Annotated in this window: 17 protein-coding genes; 6 read left to right on the top strand and 11 right to left on the bottom strand. The window is 70.5% G+C overall.

Features of this window, described 5'->3' with window-relative positions; genetic code table 11:
* Nucleotides 1–13: 13 nt before the first annotated feature.
* From nirD to K343_RS0101135, 4 genes are all read right to left on the bottom strand, one after another.
* Nucleotides 14–1,609, bottom strand: a complete 1,596-nt coding sequence (nirD, locus tag K343_RS0101150) for a nitrite reductase small subunit NirD (RefSeq protein WP_028006509.1) — start codon at nucleotides 1,607–1,609, stop codon at nucleotides 14–16.
* Entirely contained in the window at nucleotides 1,609–4,185 is a 2,577-nt protein-coding gene (gene nirB, locus K343_RS0101145; RefSeq protein ID WP_028006508.1) for a nitrite reductase large subunit NirB, read from the bottom strand. Before nirB ends, nirD begins: the two co-directional genes overlap by 1 nt.
* Before the next feature lie 38 nt (nucleotides 4,186–4,223).
* Complete coding sequence (locus K343_RS20330; RefSeq protein ID WP_051277809.1) at nucleotides 4,224–5,579, bottom strand: NarK family nitrate/nitrite MFS transporter; 1,356 nt, start codon at nucleotides 5,577–5,579, stop codon at nucleotides 4,224–4,226.
* Nucleotides 5,580–5,903: 324 nt separating this feature from the next.
* On the bottom strand, nucleotides 5,904–7,328 hold the full coding sequence (locus tag K343_RS0101135) for an OmpA family protein (protein WP_084615576.1): 1,425 nt from the start codon (nucleotides 7,326–7,328) through the stop codon (nucleotides 5,904–5,906).
* 985 nt (nucleotides 7,329–8,313) lie between these two features.
* Between K343_RS0101135 and K343_RS0101125 the strand changes: the two genes are divergently transcribed.
* The 6 genes from K343_RS0101125 (at nucleotide 8,314) to K343_RS0101100 (ending at nucleotide 13,003) form a co-directional block, all read left to right on the top strand.
* Nucleotides 8,314–9,366 (top strand): DUF3034 family protein, encoded by a 1,053-nt coding sequence (locus K343_RS0101125; RefSeq protein WP_028006506.1) that lies wholly within the window; start codon nucleotides 8,314–8,316, stop codon nucleotides 9,364–9,366.
* Nucleotides 9,367–9,391: 25 nt separating this feature from the next.
* Entirely contained in the window at nucleotides 9,392–9,862 is a 471-nt protein-coding gene (locus tag K343_RS0101120) for a group I truncated hemoglobin (protein WP_028006505.1), read from the top strand.
* Between the two features lie 126 nt (nucleotides 9,863–9,988).
* Nucleotides 9,989–10,621, top strand: a complete 633-nt coding sequence (locus K343_RS0101115; RefSeq protein ID WP_028006504.1) for an FMN-binding protein — start codon at nucleotides 9,989–9,991, stop codon at nucleotides 10,619–10,621.
* Between the two features lie 5 nt (nucleotides 10,622–10,626).
* Nucleotides 10,627–11,517, top strand: coding sequence for a PepSY-associated TM helix domain-containing protein (locus K343_RS0101110; RefSeq protein WP_028006503.1), 891 nt, complete (start codon nucleotides 10,627–10,629; stop codon nucleotides 11,515–11,517).
* Nucleotides 11,518–11,641: 124 nt separating this feature from the next.
* Nucleotides 11,642–11,929 (top strand): EF-hand domain-containing protein, encoded by a 288-nt coding sequence (locus tag K343_RS0101105; protein WP_028006502.1) that lies wholly within the window; start codon nucleotides 11,642–11,644, stop codon nucleotides 11,927–11,929.
* Between the two features lie 132 nt (nucleotides 11,930–12,061).
* Nucleotides 12,062–13,003, top strand: coding sequence for an FAD:protein FMN transferase (locus K343_RS0101100; protein WP_245585088.1), 942 nt, complete (start codon nucleotides 12,062–12,064; stop codon nucleotides 13,001–13,003).
* Between the two features lie 112 nt (nucleotides 13,004–13,115).
* Here the strand turns inward: K343_RS0101100 and K343_RS0101095 are convergent, their stop codons facing one another.
* The 7 genes from K343_RS0101095 to K343_RS0101065 form a co-directional block, all read right to left on the bottom strand.
* Nucleotides 13,116–13,403, bottom strand: a complete 288-nt coding sequence (locus tag K343_RS0101095; protein ID WP_028006500.1) for a hypothetical protein — start codon at nucleotides 13,401–13,403, stop codon at nucleotides 13,116–13,118.
* On the bottom strand, nucleotides 13,400–14,059 hold the full coding sequence (locus K343_RS0101090) for a tetratricopeptide repeat protein (protein ID WP_051277808.1): 660 nt from the start codon (nucleotides 14,057–14,059) through the stop codon (nucleotides 13,400–13,402). The genes K343_RS0101095 and K343_RS0101090 overlap by 4 nt, the downstream gene beginning before the upstream one ends.
* Nucleotides 14,043–16,868, bottom strand: coding sequence for a tetratricopeptide repeat protein (locus K343_RS0101085; RefSeq protein ID WP_051277807.1), 2,826 nt, complete (start codon nucleotides 16,866–16,868; stop codon nucleotides 14,043–14,045). Before K343_RS0101085 ends, K343_RS0101090 begins: the two co-directional genes overlap by 17 nt.
* Nucleotides 16,865–18,544 (bottom strand): hypothetical protein, encoded by a 1,680-nt coding sequence (locus tag K343_RS0101080; protein WP_028006497.1) that lies wholly within the window; start codon nucleotides 18,542–18,544, stop codon nucleotides 16,865–16,867. The genes K343_RS0101085 and K343_RS0101080 overlap by 4 nt, the downstream gene beginning before the upstream one ends.
* Nucleotides 18,507–18,716 (bottom strand): hypothetical protein, encoded by a 210-nt coding sequence (locus tag K343_RS0101075; protein ID WP_028006496.1) that lies wholly within the window; start codon nucleotides 18,714–18,716, stop codon nucleotides 18,507–18,509. The genes K343_RS0101080 and K343_RS0101075 overlap by 38 nt, the downstream gene beginning before the upstream one ends.
* Before the next feature lie 139 nt (nucleotides 18,717–18,855).
* A complete protein-coding gene (locus tag K343_RS20325; RefSeq protein ID WP_051277806.1) occupies nucleotides 18,856–20,070 on the bottom strand; it encodes a CmpA/NrtA family ABC transporter substrate-binding protein in 1,215 nt (404 codons plus the stop codon).
* On the bottom strand, nucleotides 20,067–20,756 hold the full coding sequence (locus tag K343_RS0101065) for an ANTAR domain-containing response regulator (protein WP_245585087.1): 690 nt from the start codon (nucleotides 20,754–20,756) through the stop codon (nucleotides 20,067–20,069). The genes K343_RS20325 and K343_RS0101065 overlap by 4 nt, the downstream gene beginning before the upstream one ends.
* Nucleotides 20,757–20,953: the final 197 nt, after the last annotated feature.

Raw genomic sequence — 20,953 nt, 5'->3', positions numbered from 1 at the left:
GCCATCGCGGGAATCAGCTGCGCAGAGCGAACTCGCGGCCGAACAGCAGCCGGTTGCGATAGCGGCCGACGTCGCTGCCCTCGCTGATCAGCTCGAAGTACCAGGCACCGTCGCGCGTGTCGCCGTACAGCACCGCGCCGACGACACGGTGCTCGCGCAGGATCAGCCGCTTGTAGACGCCGCGCTGCGCGTCGTGCAGCACCAGATCCTCGGTGCCCTCGCCGCCTTCGAAGTCGCCGGCCGAGAACACTTCGATGCCGGCGACCTTGAGCTGCGTCGAGACCTGCGAGCCGCGGTAGCGCATGTGGCCGCGCTCGGCGAGCTGCGCGGCGCAGACATAGGCCTGGCCCCACAGCGGATCGACGAGGCCGTAGGTGCGGCCGCGATGCTGCACGCATTCGCCGACCGCGTAGATGCGCGGATCGAAGGTCTGCATGGTGTCGTCGACCAGCACGCCGCGATCGCAGCGCAGGCCGATGCTTTGCGCGAGGTCGATGTTCGGCCGGATGCCGACCGCCATGACCACGAGATCGGCGTCGAGCACCTGGCCGTCGGCCAGACGCACGCCGCTGACGCGCCCGGCAGACTCCGGTCCGCCGAGAATCGCCTCGGTTCTGGCGTTGAGGTGGATCTTCATGCCGCGCGCTTCGAGCTTGGCCTTGAGCAGCGCCGCCGCCGGCGCATCGAGCTGGCGCTCCATCAGGCGGTCGACCAGATGCACGATCTCGACCTGCATGCCGCGCCTGGCCAGACCGTGCGCCGCTTCGAGGCCGAGCAGGCCGCCGCCGATGACGACGGCGCGGCGGTGCGTGCTGGCGATTGCCAGCATGGCGTCGACGTCGTCGAGATCGCGGAAGGTCGTCACGCCTTCAAGATCGCGGCCCGGCAGCGGCAGCACGATCGGCTTCGAGCCGGTCGCCAGCAGCAGGCGGTCGTAGCTCGTGGTCCTGCCCGCCTGCGAGCGCACGATGCGGCGCGGACGGTCGATCGCCACGACCGGATCGCCGGCATGGAAGGTGATGCCGCGCTCGGCGTACCACGACGGCGCGTGCAGCATGATGTCGGCGGCCTTCTTCTCGCCGGCGAGCACCGGCGACAGCAGGATACGGTTGTAATTGCCGTGCGTCTCGGCGCCGAACACTTCGATCTCGTAGAGATCGGGCGCCGCCTCGATCAGCTCCTCGACGACACGCATGCCGGCCATGCCGTTGCCGATCACGACCAGGCGCATGCGCTCGCGCGGCTTCGGCGCCGGCACGTAGCTGCGCAGCGGCGCCGGATCGACCCAGATCATGCCGTCGGCGACGCGCGTCGCGTAGGCCTGCACGTTGTGGGCCGCGTCTTCGAGGCAGCGGCCGGTGGCGAGGCTGAAGTGCTGCTTGTAGATCGGCGAGGCGACCACGCGCTCGCCCTGCAGATCGCCGACCAGGCCGCGCGACAGCACATTGGCGCCGGAGAACGGATCGCGGTTGTCGATCGCGTAGACGCGATCGTCGGCGCGCAGGCGGAACACGGCGATCTGGCGGCCGCCGACGAGCGCCGCGACGCCGGTGTCCGGCACGATGTCGTCGATCGCGCAGACCGGCTGCCAGCTTGCGGAGACGTTCATCATGCCTCCTGCGCGCCGACGGCGGCGACGACCGCGATGCCCTTGAAGCCGGCGCGCTCCTCGGCGCGCGCCGGCCGGATCTGGCCGCGCTCCTCGACGAAGAGCACGTGATCGTCGACGGCGTCGCTGTTGACGAAGGTGCGGAAGCGCTTGAGGGTCTGCTCGTCCTCGATCGCCGTCTTCCACTCGTCCTGGTAGCTCGCGACGACCAGCGCCATCTCGGCCTCCAGCTCCGCGCCGATGCCGAGACGGTCGTTGACGATGACGTCCTTCAGGTAGTCGAGCCCGCCTTCGAGGTTGTCGCGCCACACGCTGGTGCGCTGCAGGCGGTCGGCGGTGCGGATGTAGAACATCAGGAAGCGGTCGACGTAGCGGATCAGCGTCGCGCTGTCGAGATCGGCAGCGAGCAGCTCGGCGTGGCGCGGCTTCATGCCGCCGTTGCCGCAGACGTAGAGATTCCAGCCCTTCTCGGTGGCGATCACGCCGACGTCCTTGCCCTGCGCCTCGGCGCACTCGCGCGTGCAGCCGGACACCGCGAATTTGATCTTGTGCGGCGAGCGCAGGCCCTTGTAACGGTTCTCCAGATCGATCGCGAAGCCGACCGAATCCTGCACGCCGTAGCGGCACCAGGTGCTGCCGACGCAGGACTTCACCGTGCGCAGCGCCTTGCCGTAGGCATGGCCCGATTCGAAGCCGGCGTCGATCAGCTCGCGCCAGATCGCCGGCAGCTGATGCACCTGCGCGCCGAACAGGTCGATGCGCTGGCCGCCGGTGATCTTGGTATAGAGGCCGTACTTTTTGGCGACCACGCCGATCGCGATCAGCTTGTCCGGCGTGATCTCGCCGCCCGGCACGCGCGGCACGACCGAATAGGTGCCGTCCTTCTGCACGTTGGCGAGATAGTAGTCGTTCGAATCCTGCAGCGCCGCGTGCTCCTTCTGCAGCACGAAGGCGTTCCAGCAACTGGCGAGGATCGAGCCGACGGTCGGCTTGCAGACGTCGCAGCCGAGGCCGCGGCCGTGCTTGTGCAGCACCTGCTCGAAGGTTTCCAGCTTGCCGACGCGCACCAGGTGATACAGCTCCTGACGCGAGTACGGGAAGTGCTCGCAGAGGTGATTGTTGACGGTGACGCCCTGACGCTTCAGCTCCGCCTTCAGCACCTGCGTGACCAGCGGCGCGCAGCCGCCGCAGGTCGTCGCCGCCTTGGTGCTCTTCTTCAGCGCCGCCAGCGTCGTGCAGCCGCTGGCGATCGACTCGCACAGCGCCTGCTTGGAAACGTTGTTGCACGAGCAGATCTGCGCGCTCGCCGGCAAGGCATCGACACCGACGCCCGACGACTTGACGGCGCCGCCGCCCGCCGCGAGCGGCAGGATCAGCGCCTCCGGTTGCTCGGGCAGCGTCAGGCCGTTGAGCATCATCTGCAGCAGATCGCCGTATTCGGCGGCATCGCCGACCAGCACCGCGCCGAGCAGGCGCTGGCGATCGGCCGAGACGACCAGCTTCTTGTAGACCTGTCTGACCTCGTCGGCGAACTGGTACGACAGCGCGCCGGCGGTGGTGCCGTGCGCATCGCCGATCGACGCGACGTCGACGCCCATCAGCTTGAGCTTGGTGCTCATGTCGGCGCCGGCGAAGGCCAGCGTCGACTCGCCGGCGATGTGGTCGGCGGCGACGCGCGCCATCTCGTAGCCCGGCGCGACCAGACCGTAAATCTTGCCGTCCCACAGCGCGCACTCGCCGATCGCGTAGATGTCCGGATCGGAGGTGCGGCAGGCGTTGTCGACGACGATGCCGCCACGCGGCCCGACTTCGAGGCCGGCCTGCCGCGCCAGCTCGTCGCGCGGGCGGATGCCGGCCGAGAACACGATCATGTCGGTCTCGAGTTCGCTGCCGTCGGCGAACTTCAGCTTGTGCCTGGCCCCGCCATTTGATGGATCGCCGTCGACGATCTCGGTCGTGCTCTTCTGCGTGTGCACGGTGACGCCGAGTTCCTCGATCTTCCGGCGCAGCAGCCGGCCGCCGCCGTCGTCGACCTGCACCGCCATCAGGCGCGGCGCGAATTCGACGACGTGCGTGGCCAGACCCAGATCCTTCAGCGCCTTCGCCGCTTCGAGGCCGAGCAGGCCGCCGCCGATGACGACGCCGCTCTTCGCGCCTGCCGCCGCCGCGCGCATCGCTTCGAGATCCTCGATCGTGCGATAGACGAAGCAGCCGGGACGATCCTTGCCCGGAATCGGCGGCACGAACGGATACGAGCCGGTCGCCAGCACCAGCATGTCGTACGGCACGCTCGCACCGTCGGCGAGCGTCACCGTCTTCGCCGCGCGATCGATCGCGGTGGCCTTCGCCGACAGCCGCAGATCGACCCCATAGGCCTCGGCGAAGTCCGGCCGCGCCAGCAGCAGATCGTCGGCGCTGCGGCCGGAGAAGAAATCGGTCAGATGGACGCGGTCGTAGGCCGGACGGGGTTCCTCGGCGAGCACGGTCAGGGAAAGCTCGGGGCGCTCGACGAGCGCCTCGAGCAGCTTGTGGCCGACCATGCCGTGGCCGACGACGACAATCTTGCGATGATTCATTTTGATTCTTATGCCTCGCGGGTGGATCGCGTGCGCTTTCAGGCCGCTTCCGGTACCGCTCCCGCCGTCGACTGCCGCAGCGCCTGGCGCTGCGCGAGCGCTTCCTCGTAGAGCGTGTTCTCGCGCGCCTTGTGCGTGGCACTGAAGCGCACCGCGATCGCGCACAGCGAGGACAGCACGACGAAGCCGCCGAGCCAGGCGAAGGTCTGCTGCACGTCGCCGACGCCCTTCATCACGAAGCCGGCCGCGACCGCGCCGACGTTGCCGCCCGCGCCGATGATGCCGGCGACGCCGCCGAGCGAAGCGCGGTCGATGAACGGCACCAGCGCATAGGTCGCGCCGCAGGCCATGTGCGTGCAAAGGCCGAAGGTCAGCATCGCGACCACCGCCATCGTCACCGAGGTGGTCGTCGAGAACCACAGCAGGCCGATGCCCTCGCCCAGCATCAGCGCGAACAGCAGCAGCGTGCGCGCATCGAGGCCCTTGCGGCTGGCGACGCGGTCGGAGATCCAGCCGCCGAGCGCGCGCGCGAACAGGGCGAGCAGGCCGAAGCTGCCGGCCGCCAGGCCCGCGGTCTTGAGGTCGAGATCGAACTTGTCGACGTAGTAGCTCGCCGCGACGTTGTGGACGAACAGTTCGAGGCCGAAGCAGGCGCCGTAGGTGACGAACAGCATCCACACGCGGTAGTTCGCCGCGGCCGCCTTGAATACCGCCCAGCCGCCTTTCTTGCCGCTCTCGATCTCGACGCCGCGCGCGCGCAGTTCCTGGTAGTTGCCGTCCGGGCAGTCCTGCGTGTAGCGCCAGTACAGCACCGCGACGATCAGCATCAGCACGCCGGGCACGAGCATCGACACGCGCCAGCCGTACACATGGTCGACGCCGAGGCTGATGACCGCGGCGAGCACCAGCGGCATGACCGTCTGCGTGACGCCGCCGCCGGCGTTGCCCCAGCCGGCCGACGCCGCATTGGCGGTACCGACCACGTTCGGCGCGAACATCACCGAGGTGTGGTACTGCGTGATGACGAAGCTGGCGCCGATCGAACCGATCAGCAGGCGGAAGAACAGGAAGCCTTCATAGCTCTTCACCAGCGCGATGCCGAGTACCGGAATCGCGCCGATCGCGAGCAGCGCGGTGTAGACCTTGCGCGGACCGTACTTGTCGCACAGCGGCCCGATGATGAGACGCGTGAGGATGGTGATCGCGACCGCGGCGATGTTGATGTTGGCGATCTGGTCCTTGCTCAGACCGAACTCGCCCTTGATGACCGGCATCAGCGGTGCGACCGCGAACCAGGCGAAGAAACAGACGAAAAACGCCAGCCAGGAAAGATGGAACGCCCGCATCTGCGGGCTGGACAGACTGAACAGCTGAATGGATGTGGCCTTCGACATGCTCGTGCTCCCAAAAGAAGAAACGGGGCGCGGGCGTCGTTGACCGCAGACGGTAATGCAAGATCGTCGCTGATCCTGCCTGGCATATCGCAAAGCGTATGCCAGAAAATGTGACAGCTCTACTAAAAACGGTGCAGATCCGGGCCCCGCTTGCCTCGCAACGGAACACGCCGGCGATGGCGACGCGCTGCCATCCGCCCTCTGCGCCCTGCATCCGCGCATGCCGCTCCGCCAGAGAGCGAAAGCCGCACCACAAAAGACTGCGCGACGTCCCCGCTCGGGATGCGCCGGTCCTTGCGGGCCGGCGCACCCGGGCCGCGACGCTTACTGCACGATGATCTTGCCGCTCATCGTCGGGTGAATCATGCACACGTACGGATACTCGCCCGGCGCCGTGAAGGTCCGCGTCCACGTGCGGCCCATCGGCAGACGCGGGCTCTGCTGACCGTCGGCGAAGCGCACGATGTGATTCGAGCCGTCGTTGTTCAGGAACGTCACGGTGCTGCCGGCGGCGACCGTCAGCACGCCGGGACCGAACGCCATGTTCTCGATCGTCACCGTCGTGCCGCCGGTGGCCGCCGCGACCGGTGCCGGCGCCGGGGCCGGTGTCGCCATCGGCATCGGCGCCTCGTGCTCGTGCGGCGCGGCGGGCGGCGCATAGCGCTGCGCCGGCTGGCCGGCCTGCTCGACCGTCACCGCACCCTGGCTCGATTCGACGACCTTGAGTTCGACGCGACGATTGATCGCGCGACCTTCATCGCTCGTGTTGTCGGCGATCGGCATCGATTCGCCGAAGCCCTTCGACGACAACCGCGACGGCGCGACGCCCTTGGCGAGCAGATAGTCCATCACCGATTTGGCGCGTCGATCCGAGAGCTTCAGGTTGTAGCTGTCGGAGCCCTTGCTGTCGGTATGACCGTCGATCTCGACCTTGATATCGGCACGCTTCTGCAGCGCGGCCACGACCATGTCGAGCAGACCCTTGGCGTTGAGCGTGAGATTCCACTTGTCGAACTCGAAGTTCACGCCGCGCAGCACGACCGTGTCGCCGGTCTTGCAGCCGCTGAGGTCGACGCTGCCGTCGGCGCCCATCGTGCACGGCGCCGGCGGTGGCGGCGGTGGTGGCGGCGGCGCGACCGGCTCGACGACCTGCACCGGCTCGGCCGGCTGATAGACCTTGGGCTCGCGATGCGGACCGAGCGGAATGCGCAGGCCGAGGTTGAAGACCGGCTCCTTCAAATCCCAGTCGTAGTTCGACTGCCACAGCGCCTCGGCGCGCACCGCGAAGCCGCGGTCGTTGAGAGGCAGGTCGAGGCCCAGACCGGCGTGGTAGACGGCATTGCTCGCGGCCATCACGTCGAGATGCAGGAACAGGCCGCCGAAGGTGTAAGGCGTCAGGAACAGGTTGGTGCCGACGCCACCGCCGGACACTTCCTGATCCTCGTAAGGCGTGCAGCGCCGCAGCAGACCGCAGGGCTCGTTGGAGTTGCCGTCGTCGGCCTTGTACTTCAGATAGGTGCCGAGCAGTTCGACTTCGACGCGATCGGACAGCCGCCAGCCCAGACCCAGCGTACCGCCGAACGCATCGTCGGTATGGCGATCGCTGTCGGCGATCGAGTACGACGCCATCGGCGCGACATAGGTGTCGTCGAGCCAGCTCTCCTGCGCCTGCGCGGCCGGCGCCGCGAACGATGTCAGCACCGCCATCGGCACCAGGCCGCGTCGAAATCCTTTTCTTAACGTCTTCATGCAATCCCCTTGCAGCGCTCTTGTGGTGGACGAGCGACGCCGCGGCCGCGCCGCGTGAGCCGACGCGATGCGCGAGCCACGCATCGCACGCTTTTCGTTGGCGCAACAAAAAAGTCCACGCCGGTCGGGGGACCGGCGTGGACTTCGATGTCCGTGAACGGGCGACGATGCCTGCTCGTGCGCTGATTCTTATCACGCGCGCGAAATGCGCTGCAAGCGTTATGCCACAAACCGAATGCAGGTCTTGCCGATGCGAGCGCGCGACGCAGCGTCGCAGCGGCACGACCCGGTGCGCCGCAAGTGCGCGTCGATCACGCTCCGCTATTTAAGGAGCGCGATCACGTGCCGCGGCGCGGCGCCGCGCCTCCTCGCGCATCGCGCTCGCGCTCACGATCGCGGGCGCGCACGCATTCCACACGCGCGCGGAACACGATGCGCCGCCGCGCGAAGCGAGCTGCATGCGGCGCGCGCATCGCCACAGCGCGGTGCGCAGCGCCCCAGCACGAAACATTTCTGCGCCAGCATGCGGCAGCGCGCACCGGCACTTGGCGAGGCTTGTCGCGCGTATGCGATGCACGCGCGCGCATCGCAAGCGTGCGCGCGCGCTGTCGTCCGGCATCGCGACACGTGTCGATTTCTCCTACGCAGAGACGCGTTTTCAAGGCCGCGTGACCGACGCGGCTCGCGGCCCGGACCGGCGTGCGGCTGCCATCGTTTCGCAATGATTGGCACAGGCTTTGCGTTTCGTTCCACCGTGCGCCACGGATAGGCACACGAGACGCGTCAAAGGGAGTCGGGCAAAGCCGCTCGATTTCAAACCGGACATCGACGTCCACGTCGCTGGAGACCCCAGCACGTGGACGTTTTTTTTTGTTCGCGATGTCCGCAGCGGTACCGACGGAGCACGTCGGCTGACTCACGCGCCACGCAAGGGCGCGGTCATTTCAGGCTTTGCTTTTCATTCAAACAAAAGGAGTTGGGGCAAATGAATCGGGCACACACGAACAAATGGCGGGGCCTGCGTGGCGTAGCGCTGCTGCTGGCGGGACTGGCCAGCGGCGCCGCGCACGCCGACTGGTACAACAACGGCAAGGTGCTGCTGACCGGCGGCGTGTTCACGGTCGACGGCGCCGGCGGCGGCGGCGCGGTGCCGTGGGCGACGATCAGCGGCTACGAGACGCGCGACGGCATCAATGCCAGCGCCGGCTTCACCTACGTGAACGTGCCGGCCCTGCAGGACTCGGTGTTCGGCGTGAACATCGGTTTCTACGATCGCCTCGAACTGTCGTACGCCTCGCACAAGCTGTCGCTGAACCTGTCGAACCTCGACACCGTGGCGCTGCTGCTCAACACGCTCGGCATCGGCGGCGGCACCGACCCGTGGAACTCGACGCTGCAGATGGACGTCTTCGGCGCCAAGCTGCGCCTGTTCGGCGACGCGGTCTACACCTCGGACAGCTGGATTCCGCAGGTTTCGATCGGCGGCCTGTACAAGAAGAACCACAGCGAGGCGCTGGTCCACACGCTCGGCGCCGACAAGACCAAGGACTGGGAAGCCTATATCGCGGCGACCAAGATCTTCTTCCCGATCAGCACGCTGGTCAACGTCGCGGCGCGCTACACCGCCGCCAACGAAATCGGCCTGACCGGCTTCGGCTCCTGCGACAGCCGCCTGCTCACCCAGGGCGACTGCGACTCGAAGAAGGAAGTGCGCTGGGAAGTGTCGATCGCGCACCTGGTGGCCAAGAACACGGCGATCGGCGCCGAGTGGCAGCAGCACGGCAACAATCTCGACGGCAAGAGCGTCAAGGTCGCCGGTCTCGATCTGACCAGCATCACCGACATCCTCGGCAGCATCGGCCTCGGCGGCCTGTCGAACACGCTGCAGCAGAAGAAGGAAGGCGACTGGTACGACATCTTCATGGCCTACGCGCCGAACAAGAACATCTCGTTCGTCGTCGCCTACCTGATGCTCGGCAACATCTCGGTGTCGCAGGACAACAACGGCTTCTACTTCTCCACCCACCTGACGTTCTGATCCGGACCGCAACAGGAGATCTTCGATGAAAGTCAGCAAGGCAAAACTCGCGATCGCGGCCGGCACGGCGCTGATGATCGCCTCCCTGCAACCGGCCTTCGCCGCCGAGCAGAAGACCAAACCGATCCTCGGCATCCCCAGCTCGGCAGTCGCCAGCTTCGGCGGCGAGTACGGCGTCCACAACTGGGTCGAGTCGCTGTTCTACTACATCATGCTCGACAACCGCATCAACTACATCTTCAAGGAGTTCGGCAACGTCGAGCGCCAGATCGCGCTGAACACGCAGTTGGAGCAGATGGTGCTCGGCGCCAAGGTCGAGTACCAGGGCGCCAGCATGAGCGCCGCGCACGCCGACCTCGGCATCACGATGACGCAGTTCAACGCCGTCGTCGAAGCCGCGTACAACGCCTGCGAGCGCAACCAGATCCCGTACTACAGCTGCAACCACCTGATCGCCGCGCTGGCGCCGTTCACGCGCGTGATCGTCACCAAGTAAGGAGCGCCGCACACCGGCCTGGAGGAGATCCGGAAGCGGAGCACGCCGCCTCGCACGCGCCAACGTCCGGCGCGGCGTGTTCCGCCCTTCCGCATCCCGGCCGCCCTTCCCGTTTCGAGAACCGCCGTGACAATTCATAAAGCAAAGCGTCCCGCCCGCCTCACGACCGCCAGTCCCGACTTCCCAAATCCCCGCGCGGCTTCGTCCGCCGGGGCTCTTTTTGATCGCCGCCGCCTGCTGCAGGCGCTGGCCGCGCTGCCGCTGCTCGGCCTGGCCTCGCGCAAGGCCGAGGCGATCGACATCTACAAGACTTTCCAGACGCCCGACGCCTTCATCGCCGAGGCGTTCGCACCCGGCACTCCCCCGCCCCCCACCGTCCTCGATCTCGACGCCGCCAAGCAGGCGCAGATCGGCGCCGTGTTCGGCCGTCCGTATCCGCAGGCGCGCCTGCGCTACTGGAAGGCCGACGGCCGCAGCGCCTGGATCTTCGACGACATCGGCAAAGAGGGTTACGTGCCGACGACCTGCGGCTTCGTCGTCGCCGGCGGCGCGATCGAGCACGCGCGCGTGCTGATCTACCGCGAATCGCGCGGCGAACAGATCGCACAGCCGAGCTTCCTGCAGCAGCTGATCGGCGCCAGAGCCGCCGGCGGCGGCATCGACAAGAAGGTCGACAACATCTCCGGCGCGACGCTGTCGGTGAAGATGATGCAGCGCATGGCCCGCACCGCGCTGGTGTTCGACTCGCTGACCGCCTGAACGCCATGAACCCGGCACACGTGGCGATGAAGGAGCCCTTGTCCCCGCATCCGGCGCCGGCGCGGCAGAAGCTGCTGCCGCGCCTGCGCGGCTGGCGCAGCGCGCGCCCGCCGCACAAGGCGCCGAAGCCCAAGCGCAACATCATCGCGCTGCTGCGCGAATGGCATTCGCGCGCCGGCCTCGTCGCCTTCGCGTTCCTGATCTGGCTGGCCTGCACCGGCGTGCTGCTGACGCGCAGCGTCGAACTCGGCCTCGACACCGCGCGCGTCGACTGGCCGTGGCTGATGCAGATGTACGGCCTGCATGCCGAGCCGCCGCAGAGCGGCTTCAGCGCCGGCGGGCACTGGCTCAGCGCGACCAACGACTACACGCTGATCGACGGCAAGCCGCTGGCCACGCAGATCGCGGCGCCGCTCGGCTTCGTCGTCGCCGGCAAGAGCAGTCCGCTGCTGTACGTCGCGGGGCCGGCGAGCCTGGTGCTGCTGCGCCCGGACGGCGAGCGCGTCGACGAGCTGACGCCGCCGATCCTGCCGGTGTCGACGATCCGCCGCGTCGGCGTGCTCAAGCGCGACCCGCAGATCATCGCCGTGCAGGACCTCGACGCCTACCAGAGCGGCGACGAGGGCAACAGTTGGGCGCCGGTCTCGCCGACCGAAGTCGACTGGTCGCAGCCGCAGGCCCTGCCCGAGGCCGAACGCGAGAAGGCACTGCCGTATGCCAAGCCGCGCGTGATCGTCGAGCAGGTGCTGATCGATCTGCACAGCGGCCGCCTGTTCGGACCGATCGGGGCGTGGCTGATCACGCTGATCGGCCTGGTCGCGATGGTGCTGGCGGTCAGCGGCATCTGGATGTGGTGGCGCATCCGCCAGAACCGCAAGCGTCTGGCGCCGCGCTGAACACGACGCGAGGCGGATTCGCCGCCGCTTCGCGCGCATGGCGGCGCCGCACGGCCCATGGACGGGCCGCGCGGCGCCGCGTCGGCGACCACGTGGGACTCACGGATTCGACAGGGAGATAGACATGGATCGGTCGCACCTGCTGTTCATCGCATTGTTCGCCGTTGCCGGTGCCGCCTCGGCGGGAACCGGCACGCTGCCCGGGCACAGCACCGACGCGCCGGGCTCGGCCTCGGTCGGCGCGCCCGGCGGCACCGCTCCCGCCAGCGAGCTGTGGGTCGACAAGAACGGCGACGGCATCATCCAGCGCGACGAAGTCGTGCCGGGCTCGCAACTCGACAAGCGCTTCGAGCGCCGCGATACCAATCATGACGGCCAGCTCACCCAGGACGAATACTATCCGCCGAAATGAGTGGATGAAGCGCGGCAGCGGCGGGCGGCCGGATCGCGGCCGCCCGCCAGCCCTGCCCGCTTCCCGCTCAACATGATTCCGACCATGGGCTGGCTACGCCGGCCATCGCCGTTGCAGCGTCGCTTCATGGCGATGGGCACATTCGTTACCGTCACCGTGATGACCGAGCCGCGCGGCCGGGTCACGGCCGATGCGGCGATCAGCGCGATCGAGCGCGAGATCGACGATTTCGGCCGCGATGCCTGGGCCTGGGGCCAGGGCGCGCTGGCGCAGTTCAATCGTCGCGTCGCCGCCGGCGAGCGCGTCGCGGTGCCGCCCGCGCTGCGCCCGCTGTTCCGCCGCGCCTGGCAGATCCGTGAACACAGCGACGGCCTGTTCGAGCCGCGCATCGGCGCGCTCGTGCGCCTCTGGGGCTTCGACGACATCGCGCGGCTGCGCGCCGAGCCGCCGGCCGCGACGCAGATCGATGCGTTGCTGACGGCGCTGCGCGCGGCGCCGGCCTACGACGGCGGCGAGCACTACGGCCCGGCACCGGACACCGCCTGGGATTTCGGCGGCATCGGCAAGGGCTATATCGTCGACTGCATGCTCGAACGCCTGCAGTCGCGCGGCTACGCCAATATCAGCATCGACGCCGGCGGCAACCTCGCCGTGCGCGGCCGTCGCAACGAACGCGCCTGGCGCATCGGCATCCGCGATCCGCGCCGCCCCGACGCGCCGCGCCTGCTGGCGACGATGGACGCCTGCGATGAAGCGGTCATCACCCACGGCGACGACCAGCGCTATTTCGAGCATCGCGGCACGCGCTACGCGCACCTGCTCGATCCGCGCAGCGGCTGGCCGTGCCGTGGCCTGCGCAGCCTGACCGTCGTGCACGCCGACGCCGCCTTCGCCGATGCCGCCGGCGGCGCGCTGTTCGTCGCCGGCGCCGCCGGCTGGCGGGCGCTCGCCGCGCGCCTCGGCGTCGGTCAGGCGCTCGCGCTCACCGACGACGGCGAACTGCTGGCGACGCCGGCGCTCGCGCCGCGACTGCGCGCACAACCCGGCGTGCGCATTCGCTGCGTCGAGCGCTGACGCCGCGCCCGGCGGATCAACCGTCGGCACGTCGGACGGCACCGCGGCGGCCGCGTGCGCGGTGTAGCAAGCGAACGCGCGCCGTGGCGCCGCACCGCCGTATCGATGCGTCTCAGCGCGGCTCGGTGCGCACGCGCCGATAGGCAGCGCCGGCCTCGTCGGCCTGACTCAGCGCGCGCAGTCGTTCGCCGTCGGGCGCCTGCGCCGGCATCTCGAAGTGCGCCGGCGGGCGATCGATGTCGCTCGGCGCTTCCTCCTGCCAGGGCAGCAGATAGAGACCGACCGCGGTCTCGCGTTCGCCGACGATGGTGGTGCCGCCGCCGTCCGCCGGCGGCGGCTCGGCGAACGCCGGCGCCGCGATCGCCGTTGCGAACAGTACGAGGCTGAAGAGCCGCTTCATTTCTGCGCTCCGGCCGGCGCGCCGCCGGCGGCGGCGATGGTGCGCGATTCGAGTTCGCGTATCCACACGGCGACCATCGGCTGCGCCTCGTCGCCGGCGAGCTGCTGGTACTGGCGGTAATGCGCGAGCGCGTCCTGCGGCCGGCGCAGCGTCAGGTCGTAGAGGATCGCGAGGTTGTAATGCGCCTTGGCGTAGTCCGGCTGCGCCGCCAGCGCGCGCCGGTAGCACTGCTCGGCACGCGCGGCGTCACCGCCTTCGCGGTAGAGCACGCCGCGCGCGTTCCAGGCGACGGCGTTGTCGGGATTGGCGCGCACCGCCCTGTCGAACGCGTCGCCGGCCTCGCGCGGCCGGCGCAGCTGCGCATAGAGGATGCCGAGATCGGTCCACGGCCCCGAGTACTGCGGGAAATCGCTGGTCAGCACCTGCAGGACGGTGATCGCCTCGTCGCGCCGTCCTTCCCGCATCAGCTGCAGCGCGGCGGCGAAGCGCTGCTGCGGATCGGCCTTGTCGGGATCGACCGGCGCGGCTGCCGCCGGCGGCGGCAGGGCGCGCGCGCGCGTTGGCGTCGGGACCGGACTCTGGCTCGCGCAGGCGGCGAGCAGCGCGCCCGTCAGCAGGGCGGCAAGAGCGGCAGTGGCATCAGGGCAGCGCTTCATAGCGATCCTCGCGCAGTTCGTGTTTGCCGTAGCGGGCCGGCGCCAGTTCGGTCAGCGACGCGGCGCTGCGCCGGATCCACTCGTTCCACAGACCCTGGCGCGCGCGCTGCAGATTGGCCGCATGCGCCTCGATCGATTTCTGCTCGAACGGATCGGCCTGCTCCTCGAGCAGGATCTGGTATTGCTCCAGCGCGTCGCCCTGCAGCTTCGCCGGGCGCTCGGAGTCGAGCAGCGCGCTGCCGAAGTCGCGATAGACCGCGCCGATCTCGTAGGTCGCCGCCGTCGTGATCTCGGCATCGTCGCTGCCGGCGGCGCGCAGCAGCGCGGCGATCGCCGTCTCGCTGGCCTGCTGGCGCCGCGTCAGGTTCCTGGCGATCGGCGCGGCCAGCGCGATGCGGCGCGCCGCTTCGGCGTCGAGGCGGCCGAGTTCGAGATTGGCCTGCGCCGCCATCAGCGCGGTTTGCGCGTTGTGCGCGGCGCCGGCGTCGACCGCGACCAGCGTCTGCAGCCAGTGACGGTAGCGGCCCTCGTCGTCCTGCGCGTCGCGGGCCAGATCGGCGAGCCGGCGGCGCGCCTGCAGACTGCGTTCGAGCGGCTGCGGATAGGCGTCGAGGCAGGCCTCGTAGGCCTGCACCGCGGCGGCCGTCTGCTGCGCGCGGTCGTAGAGCAGTGCCGCCTGCCAGGCGGCGTCGCGGCGCAGTGCCGGCGTCTCGCCGTCGCGCGCGGCGACGCGGCGATAGACCTCGGCGGCGGCGGCCGGCTGCGCGTCCTGCTCGTAGGCGTAGGCGAGTTTCTTGTCGGCCTCGGCGCTCAAGGCGTGCTGCGGATAGCGCGAGCGGAAAGTCTCCAGCGCCGCCGCCGCGGCGTGCCAGTCCTGCAGGCCCATCAGCGCCGCGGCGGCGTCGTATTCGGCGGTGGCGCGGATGCGCGCATCCGGCACCAGTGCGCCGACGCGCTGGAAATGGCGCGCCGCGCCGCGCAGGTCGCCGCCGGCGCGCGCCGCCTCGCCCTGGCGGTAGACGGCGGCGGCGAGCTGCTCGGACGCCGCACTGCGCGCCTCGGCCGGCAGCGCGCTCTCGCGCAGCAGCGCCACGTAGGCGGTCTCGGCCTGCGCGTAGTCGCGCTGCGCGAACTGCGCTGCGGCGACCACGCCATAGAGCTCGACCCGCTGCGCCGGCGTCGCGCGGCCGGCGGTGAGCGTGCGCTGCGCGACCGCGACCGCCTGCGCCTCGTCGCCGATCTCGTAGAGATCCTGCGCGCCGCGCGTCAGTGCCGCGCTCCACTGCGGGTGCTCGGCGTAGGCGTCGGCGAAGCGCTGCGTCGCGGCGATCGACGCACGCAGCGCCTCCGGCCGCTGCGCCGGCGGCAGTTCGGTGCCCAGGCGTTGCCAGGCCTGCACGGCGGCATACGCGGCCTCGGCCGAACGCGCGTTGGGCCGTTCGTAGGCGACCTGCTCGTAGGCCTGCGCCGCCTCGCGCGTGCGCCCGCCGTCGTAGAGCGCGTCGGCGCGCAGCATGGCGATGGCGGCGGCCGTCTCGCCCGGCGCCTCCAGCGCGAGCCGGCGCCGATACCACTCGGCGGCCGCCAGAAAGCCGGCCTGGCGCGCCGCCGCTTCGGACGCCGGCAGGCGCTGCGCGCGCGCCTGATGCCAGCGCCCGAGATCGTCGAGATCGGCGCGCAGCGCATCGAGCACGGCCGCGGGCGGCGCGGCGCCGTTCCAGTACGGCGCGCCGGGGCTGTAGCGCTCCACATACACCTCCTGCGCGACGATCGTCGGCTCGGCGAAGCCGCCGCCTTCGTAGGCGGCGATCACGCGCTGCTGGAAGTCCGGCGCCAGGCGGTGCTGCGGATGGCGTTCGATGAACGCGGCGTAGACGCGCGCGGCGTCGTGATAGCGGCGCTGTTCGAGCAGCGCGCCGCCGAGCGCCGCATAGAGCAGCGTCGAGAAGCGCGGGTCGCCGCGCTGCGCGAAGTAGGCGTTCATCGCCGCGCCGCCGCCGAGCGCCGCGAACGAGCGGCCGGCGAGGTTCAGCGCGTCGGCGGCGAAATCGCCCTTGCGCCGGTCGACGGCGGCCAGCGCGGTCTTCGGATCCTCCAGCGTGCCGGGCGGCAGGTCGCTGTCGAGAATCGCCAGCAGCACCGGCAGCGCCGCCTCGTAGCGGCCCTGCTGATACAGCGTCCAGCCGTACTTGCCGCGCGCCGGCACGAAGTACGGCGTGCCGCTGCCCTGCGCAACGACCGCGGCGTAGAGCGGTTCGGCCTCGTCGTAGCGGCGCGCCAGATACAGCAGCTCGGCGGCGCGAAAGCGCGCGTCGGCGACCAGCGTCGATTGCGGATGCTCGGCACCGAGTCTGCGCAGCGCCGTGATCGCCGCTTCGCTGTCGCCGGCGATCTGCTCGGCACGCGCCAGCTGGTACAGCGCCAGATCGTTGGCCGGGTCCTGCGGATGCTCGGCGAGCAGGCGGCGGTAGAGCGCGATCGCCTGCTGCAGCTCGGCGGCATCGGCCTGTCCTTGGTCGAAGCGGCGCACGCGCAGATAGGCGGCGCGGCGCATCGCCTCGGCGCGCAGCGCCGGATCGACGCCGTCGAGCGCGATCAGGCGGTCGTAGTGCGCGATCGCGCGCACCGCATCGGGCGCGACCGGCGCCGAGGTCTCGACGCGCAGGATGCCCGGCGTGCGCACGATGAAGCGGCCGTTTTCCTGCAGGCCGTTGTTGCGCGTCACCGAGCCGACCGTCGGCGGCTCGTCGGCGCGCGCCGGCAGCGCGGCCGTCAGGCACAGCAGGGCCAGACCGATGCGGCGGATCATGAGCCGTCTCCGTGCGGGTCGCGGTCGTAGACGCGGGCAAGCGCGAACTCGGCTTCGGCGAGCGCGCGCGTGGTCTGCCGGTCGAGACCCAGCAGCACCGCCTGCAGCGCCGCGCGCAGGCGGGCCGCGGCCTCGTCACCGGCCCGCGCCAGCCGCGCGCGCTGCGCGTTGATGCGCGCCGCCAGCGCAGCGTCGCCGTCGTGCGCGGCGAGCTGCGCGGCGGCGGCGTCGAGCGCGCGCGTCAGGCTGCGCAGCTGGCGGTACTCGCGCAGCGGCGCGGCAGCCTCGTCGGCGGCGGCGAACACCCGCAGCGGCACCGCCTCGGCATCGTCGCGCTGTTCGACCAGCTGGCGCGGCCAGCCGCTCGCGGTGTCGGCGTCGCGCGCGTCGAGCGCCGCGAGCAGGCGGCCGTCGGCGATCTCGGCGCGCGCCGCGGCGAGCGTGGCGCGGGCGCCTTCGAGCGCGGTGATCGCGCGCGCGTAGTGGCGCTCGGCCTGCTCGTGCGCGCCGAGATGATCGAGCGCGTACGGGATCGCCAGCATGCCTTCCTGCACCGCCGGGTCGAGTGGATCGCGGCCGAGCAGCTCGGCCCACGGAATCAGCGCGCGGCGCAGGTCGTCGGCGCGCGCACCGCTCGCCACCGCCTGCAGGTAGCGGAACGGCGACTGGCGCCGCGCCGCGGCCAGCGCGTCGGCCGAGGCCGGCCGCAGCGGCGCGTCGCCCGGGCGTGCGCCCTCGGCGCTCGGCCACAGATAGCACCAGCCGAGACCGAGCATCGCCGCGTTCGAATACGGCCCTGGACTGCGCACGCGCTGGAAATGCTCGATCGCCGCCGCGCCGCGACCGGCGCGCAGCTCGCGATAGCCGAGCGTGACGTTGGCCAGATCGCGCAGACGCAGCCCCTGCGGCGACAGCGCGCCGGCGTCGCCGAGCGCGCGCAGCGCCGCGTCGCCGTCGGCTGCGGTGAGCGCCTGGCGGTAGCGCTCGGCCGGCGCCGCCGCGTCGCTCGCCGCGGCCGACAGCCCGAGCGCTTGCCAGGCGGCGTCGCGGCGCGGCGCGTCGTCGCGGCCGCTGACGGCGAGACGCAGCGCCGCCTCGAACGGCCGCTCGCTGCCGAGCAGGTAGTCGACTTCGCGCAGCGCGACGTCGCCAGCCGCGGCCTGCAGTTCGAGGCTGGCGCCGGCCAGCAGGCTGCCGGCGCTGAAGCGCAGTTCGAGCGGCGCGTCGTCGGCCGTGAAGCGGCGGTCGAGCTGGGCGGCGTAGCGAGTCGCGCCGGGCTTGTCGCCGGCGGCGCGGGCGACGAACTCGGCGCGCAGCCGATGCGCGCCCGGCGCCAGCGCCAGCAAGGGCTTGAGCGCACCGGCGGCGAGCGCACGCGCCTCGTCCTCGCTGAACTGGTAGCGCAGCGCTGCGTCATCGTCGAGCTGCACGCGCAGCTCGCGCAGCAGCACACCGTCGGCGGCGACGCCGGCGTACAGCGACGGTCGCGGCTCGGCGCTGCGGCGTCCGACCTCGGCGGCCAGCTCCAGCGTGGTGCGGGTCAGCGCCGGCAGGGTGTCGGCGGCGGCCGCCGCGGGACCGGCGCACAGGCTCAGCGCGCCGGCGACGGCCGCGGCCAGCCAGCGCGACCGGCGCGCTTCAGTGCGGCTCGCGTTCGGAGGTGGAGTCCTGGGCATGGGATACCGGATCGGCGCGCCTCGGCGCCTGCGTCCGCCGCACGCGGCGTTCGCGGGCGCGCCAGGCGTCGCTCAGCGAGAAACAGAAGAACAGCAGGACGAATCCGCCGGCGCAGACGACGATGACCTGCACGGCGGGATCGATGAACGGGAACAGGGCGGCTTCCGACATGACGACGACTCCTGGCGAACGAGAGCTGGGACAGTCGCGGACAGCGTTGGCCGCATCATTGGCGGGCGGATCGGCTGCGATCCGCCGGTACTTCGACAGCTGCATCACGACGGGCGCCGGCGCATCCGGCGCCCGCACCTCAACCGGCGACCGCGGCGCGCGCCGCCTCGCGGTTCCAGCCGCGCGCGGCGAGATACGCGGCCGGGTCGGCCGGGTCGAGCTCGCCGCCGTCGATGAAACGCGATTCGACGGTCGCGCCGTCGGCGCCGAGCGCGACGGCGCCGGCCCCTTCGCGGATCGAATCGACGAGCGGCAGCGGCAGATCGAGCGTCGCCGCGGCGTCGCAGAACGCCGCGACGTCGCAAACCGAGGACGTCAGCTGCGCAAGACTCAACGGCCGGCTCCACTGCCGCCAGCGCAGCATCTGCAGCGCGCACCACATCAGCTGCGAGCGGCGCGGAAACGCCTGCAGGCCGCTGGTGAAGCGCGGCGCGGCGCCGACGCCCTGGCCGCGCAGCACCGCCTCGACCCAGGAATCCGGCACCGCCAGCACCTGCAGGCGGTGCAGCAGCGCGGCGAGTTCGCGGGTCACGTCGCGGCTGGAAAGTTCCTGCAGCGCCGCCATCACCGCGGCCAGCAGCGCGCGATGCGTGTGCGGGAACTGCTGCGCCCATTCGCGGGTGACGCCGAGCACCTTCTCGGCGCCGCCGTCCCAGATGTTGCTGGTCGGCGTCACCACGAAGCCGAGCCCGCCCTTGACCGCGGCCGTGTTCCACGGCTCGCCGACGCAGAAGCCGTCGACCGCGCCGCTTTCGAGCAGGCGCACCATCTGCGGCGGCGGCGCGACGGTGAATTCGATGCCGGGCACATCGCCTTCGAGCCCTCCGAGCGCGAGCCAGTCGCGCAGCAGGTAGTGGTGCATCGAGAACGCGAACACGTGCGCGAGACGCAGGCGCCCGCCGCCGCGCACGTACTGCGCGACGGCGGCGGCGCTGTCGACCACGCTCATGCCGCTGCGCAGGCCGATGCGATCGGCCATCGTGCGCGAGAAGGTGATCGCCGAGCCGCCCTGCGAGAGACACAGGCCGGTGACCATCGGCACGCCGACGCCGTCGGCGCCGAGCGTCGCCGCGACCGGCATCGGCGCCAGGCACTGCGCAGCGTCGAGCGCGCCGTACGCGAGCCGGTCGCGCAGGCTCGCCCACGACACTTCGCGGACCAGTTCGACGTCGAGGCCGGCAGCGCGGAAATAGCCGCGGTGCGCCGCCCACAGCAGCGGCGCCGAATCGAGCAGCGGCATGTAGCCGACCGTGAGGTGGCTGATCTCGGGACGAAACGGCAGAACCAGATTCATGAAGACTCCTCCGGCGCGGCACCGCCCAGCGGTTCCTGGCCGGCGTCGAGCAGTTCGGCGGCGGCGAGCACGGTGCGTGCGGCCTCGCCGATGGTGATGCGGCGCGCCATCGCGCTCTTGCGCAACAGCGTGTAGGCCTGCGATTCGTCGAGCTTGCGCAGGCGCACCAGCAGCGCCTTGGCACGCTCGACGTCGCGGCGGTCGGCCAGACGCGTGCGCATTTCGTCGAGTTCGTTGCGCAGCTTCTGGTGTTCGTGGAAACGCGCGATCGCGACATCGAGGATCGGCTTCAGGCGATGCGCCGCCATGCCGTCGACGATGTAGGCGGAGACGCCGGCGCGCACCGCGCGCGAGATCGTGTCCGGATCGGAATCGCGGGCGAAGAAAATGATCGGACGCGGCACTTGTTGGGTCACTGCCGCACAGTTATCGAGCACGTCGCGCGCCGGATTGTCCATGTCGACGAGGATCACGTCCGGACGCACGCGCCGCACGGCGGCGAGCAGGTCTTCGTTGGCGGAGAGGCGTGCCACCACATCGTGGCCGGCGGCGCGCAGCGCCTGCGTCACGAACGCGGCGCGCGCGCCGTCGTCGTCGACGAGCACCACGCGCAGGCTGGCGGCCGGCCGGTTCATGGCGGCAGCTCGCTTGTCCCACGACGGTTCGGCTTCATCCAGCGTACGCATCTCCATCTTCCCCGGTGTCTGTCCTTCCCTGCATCCGACCGACGCCTGCCCGCAAACGAAAAAGGCGTCGGCTGCCTGTTGCGCAGCGGACGCCCTTGTCCTGCGATCGAAACCCAACGGATCAGGGATCTGGAGCCGGAGGCACCGGCGCGGCGTCGTTGCCGCAATCCCTGGGATTTTCGTGTGCCAATTCCGTG

This window comes from Solimonas flava DSM 18980 (genome assembly GCF_000426685.1).
GTDB lineage: Bacteria > Pseudomonadota > Gammaproteobacteria > Nevskiales > Nevskiaceae > Solimonas > Solimonas flava.
The sequence above is the reverse complement of the archived record's forward strand: the minus strand, read 5'-3'. Positions and strand labels throughout refer to the sequence as shown.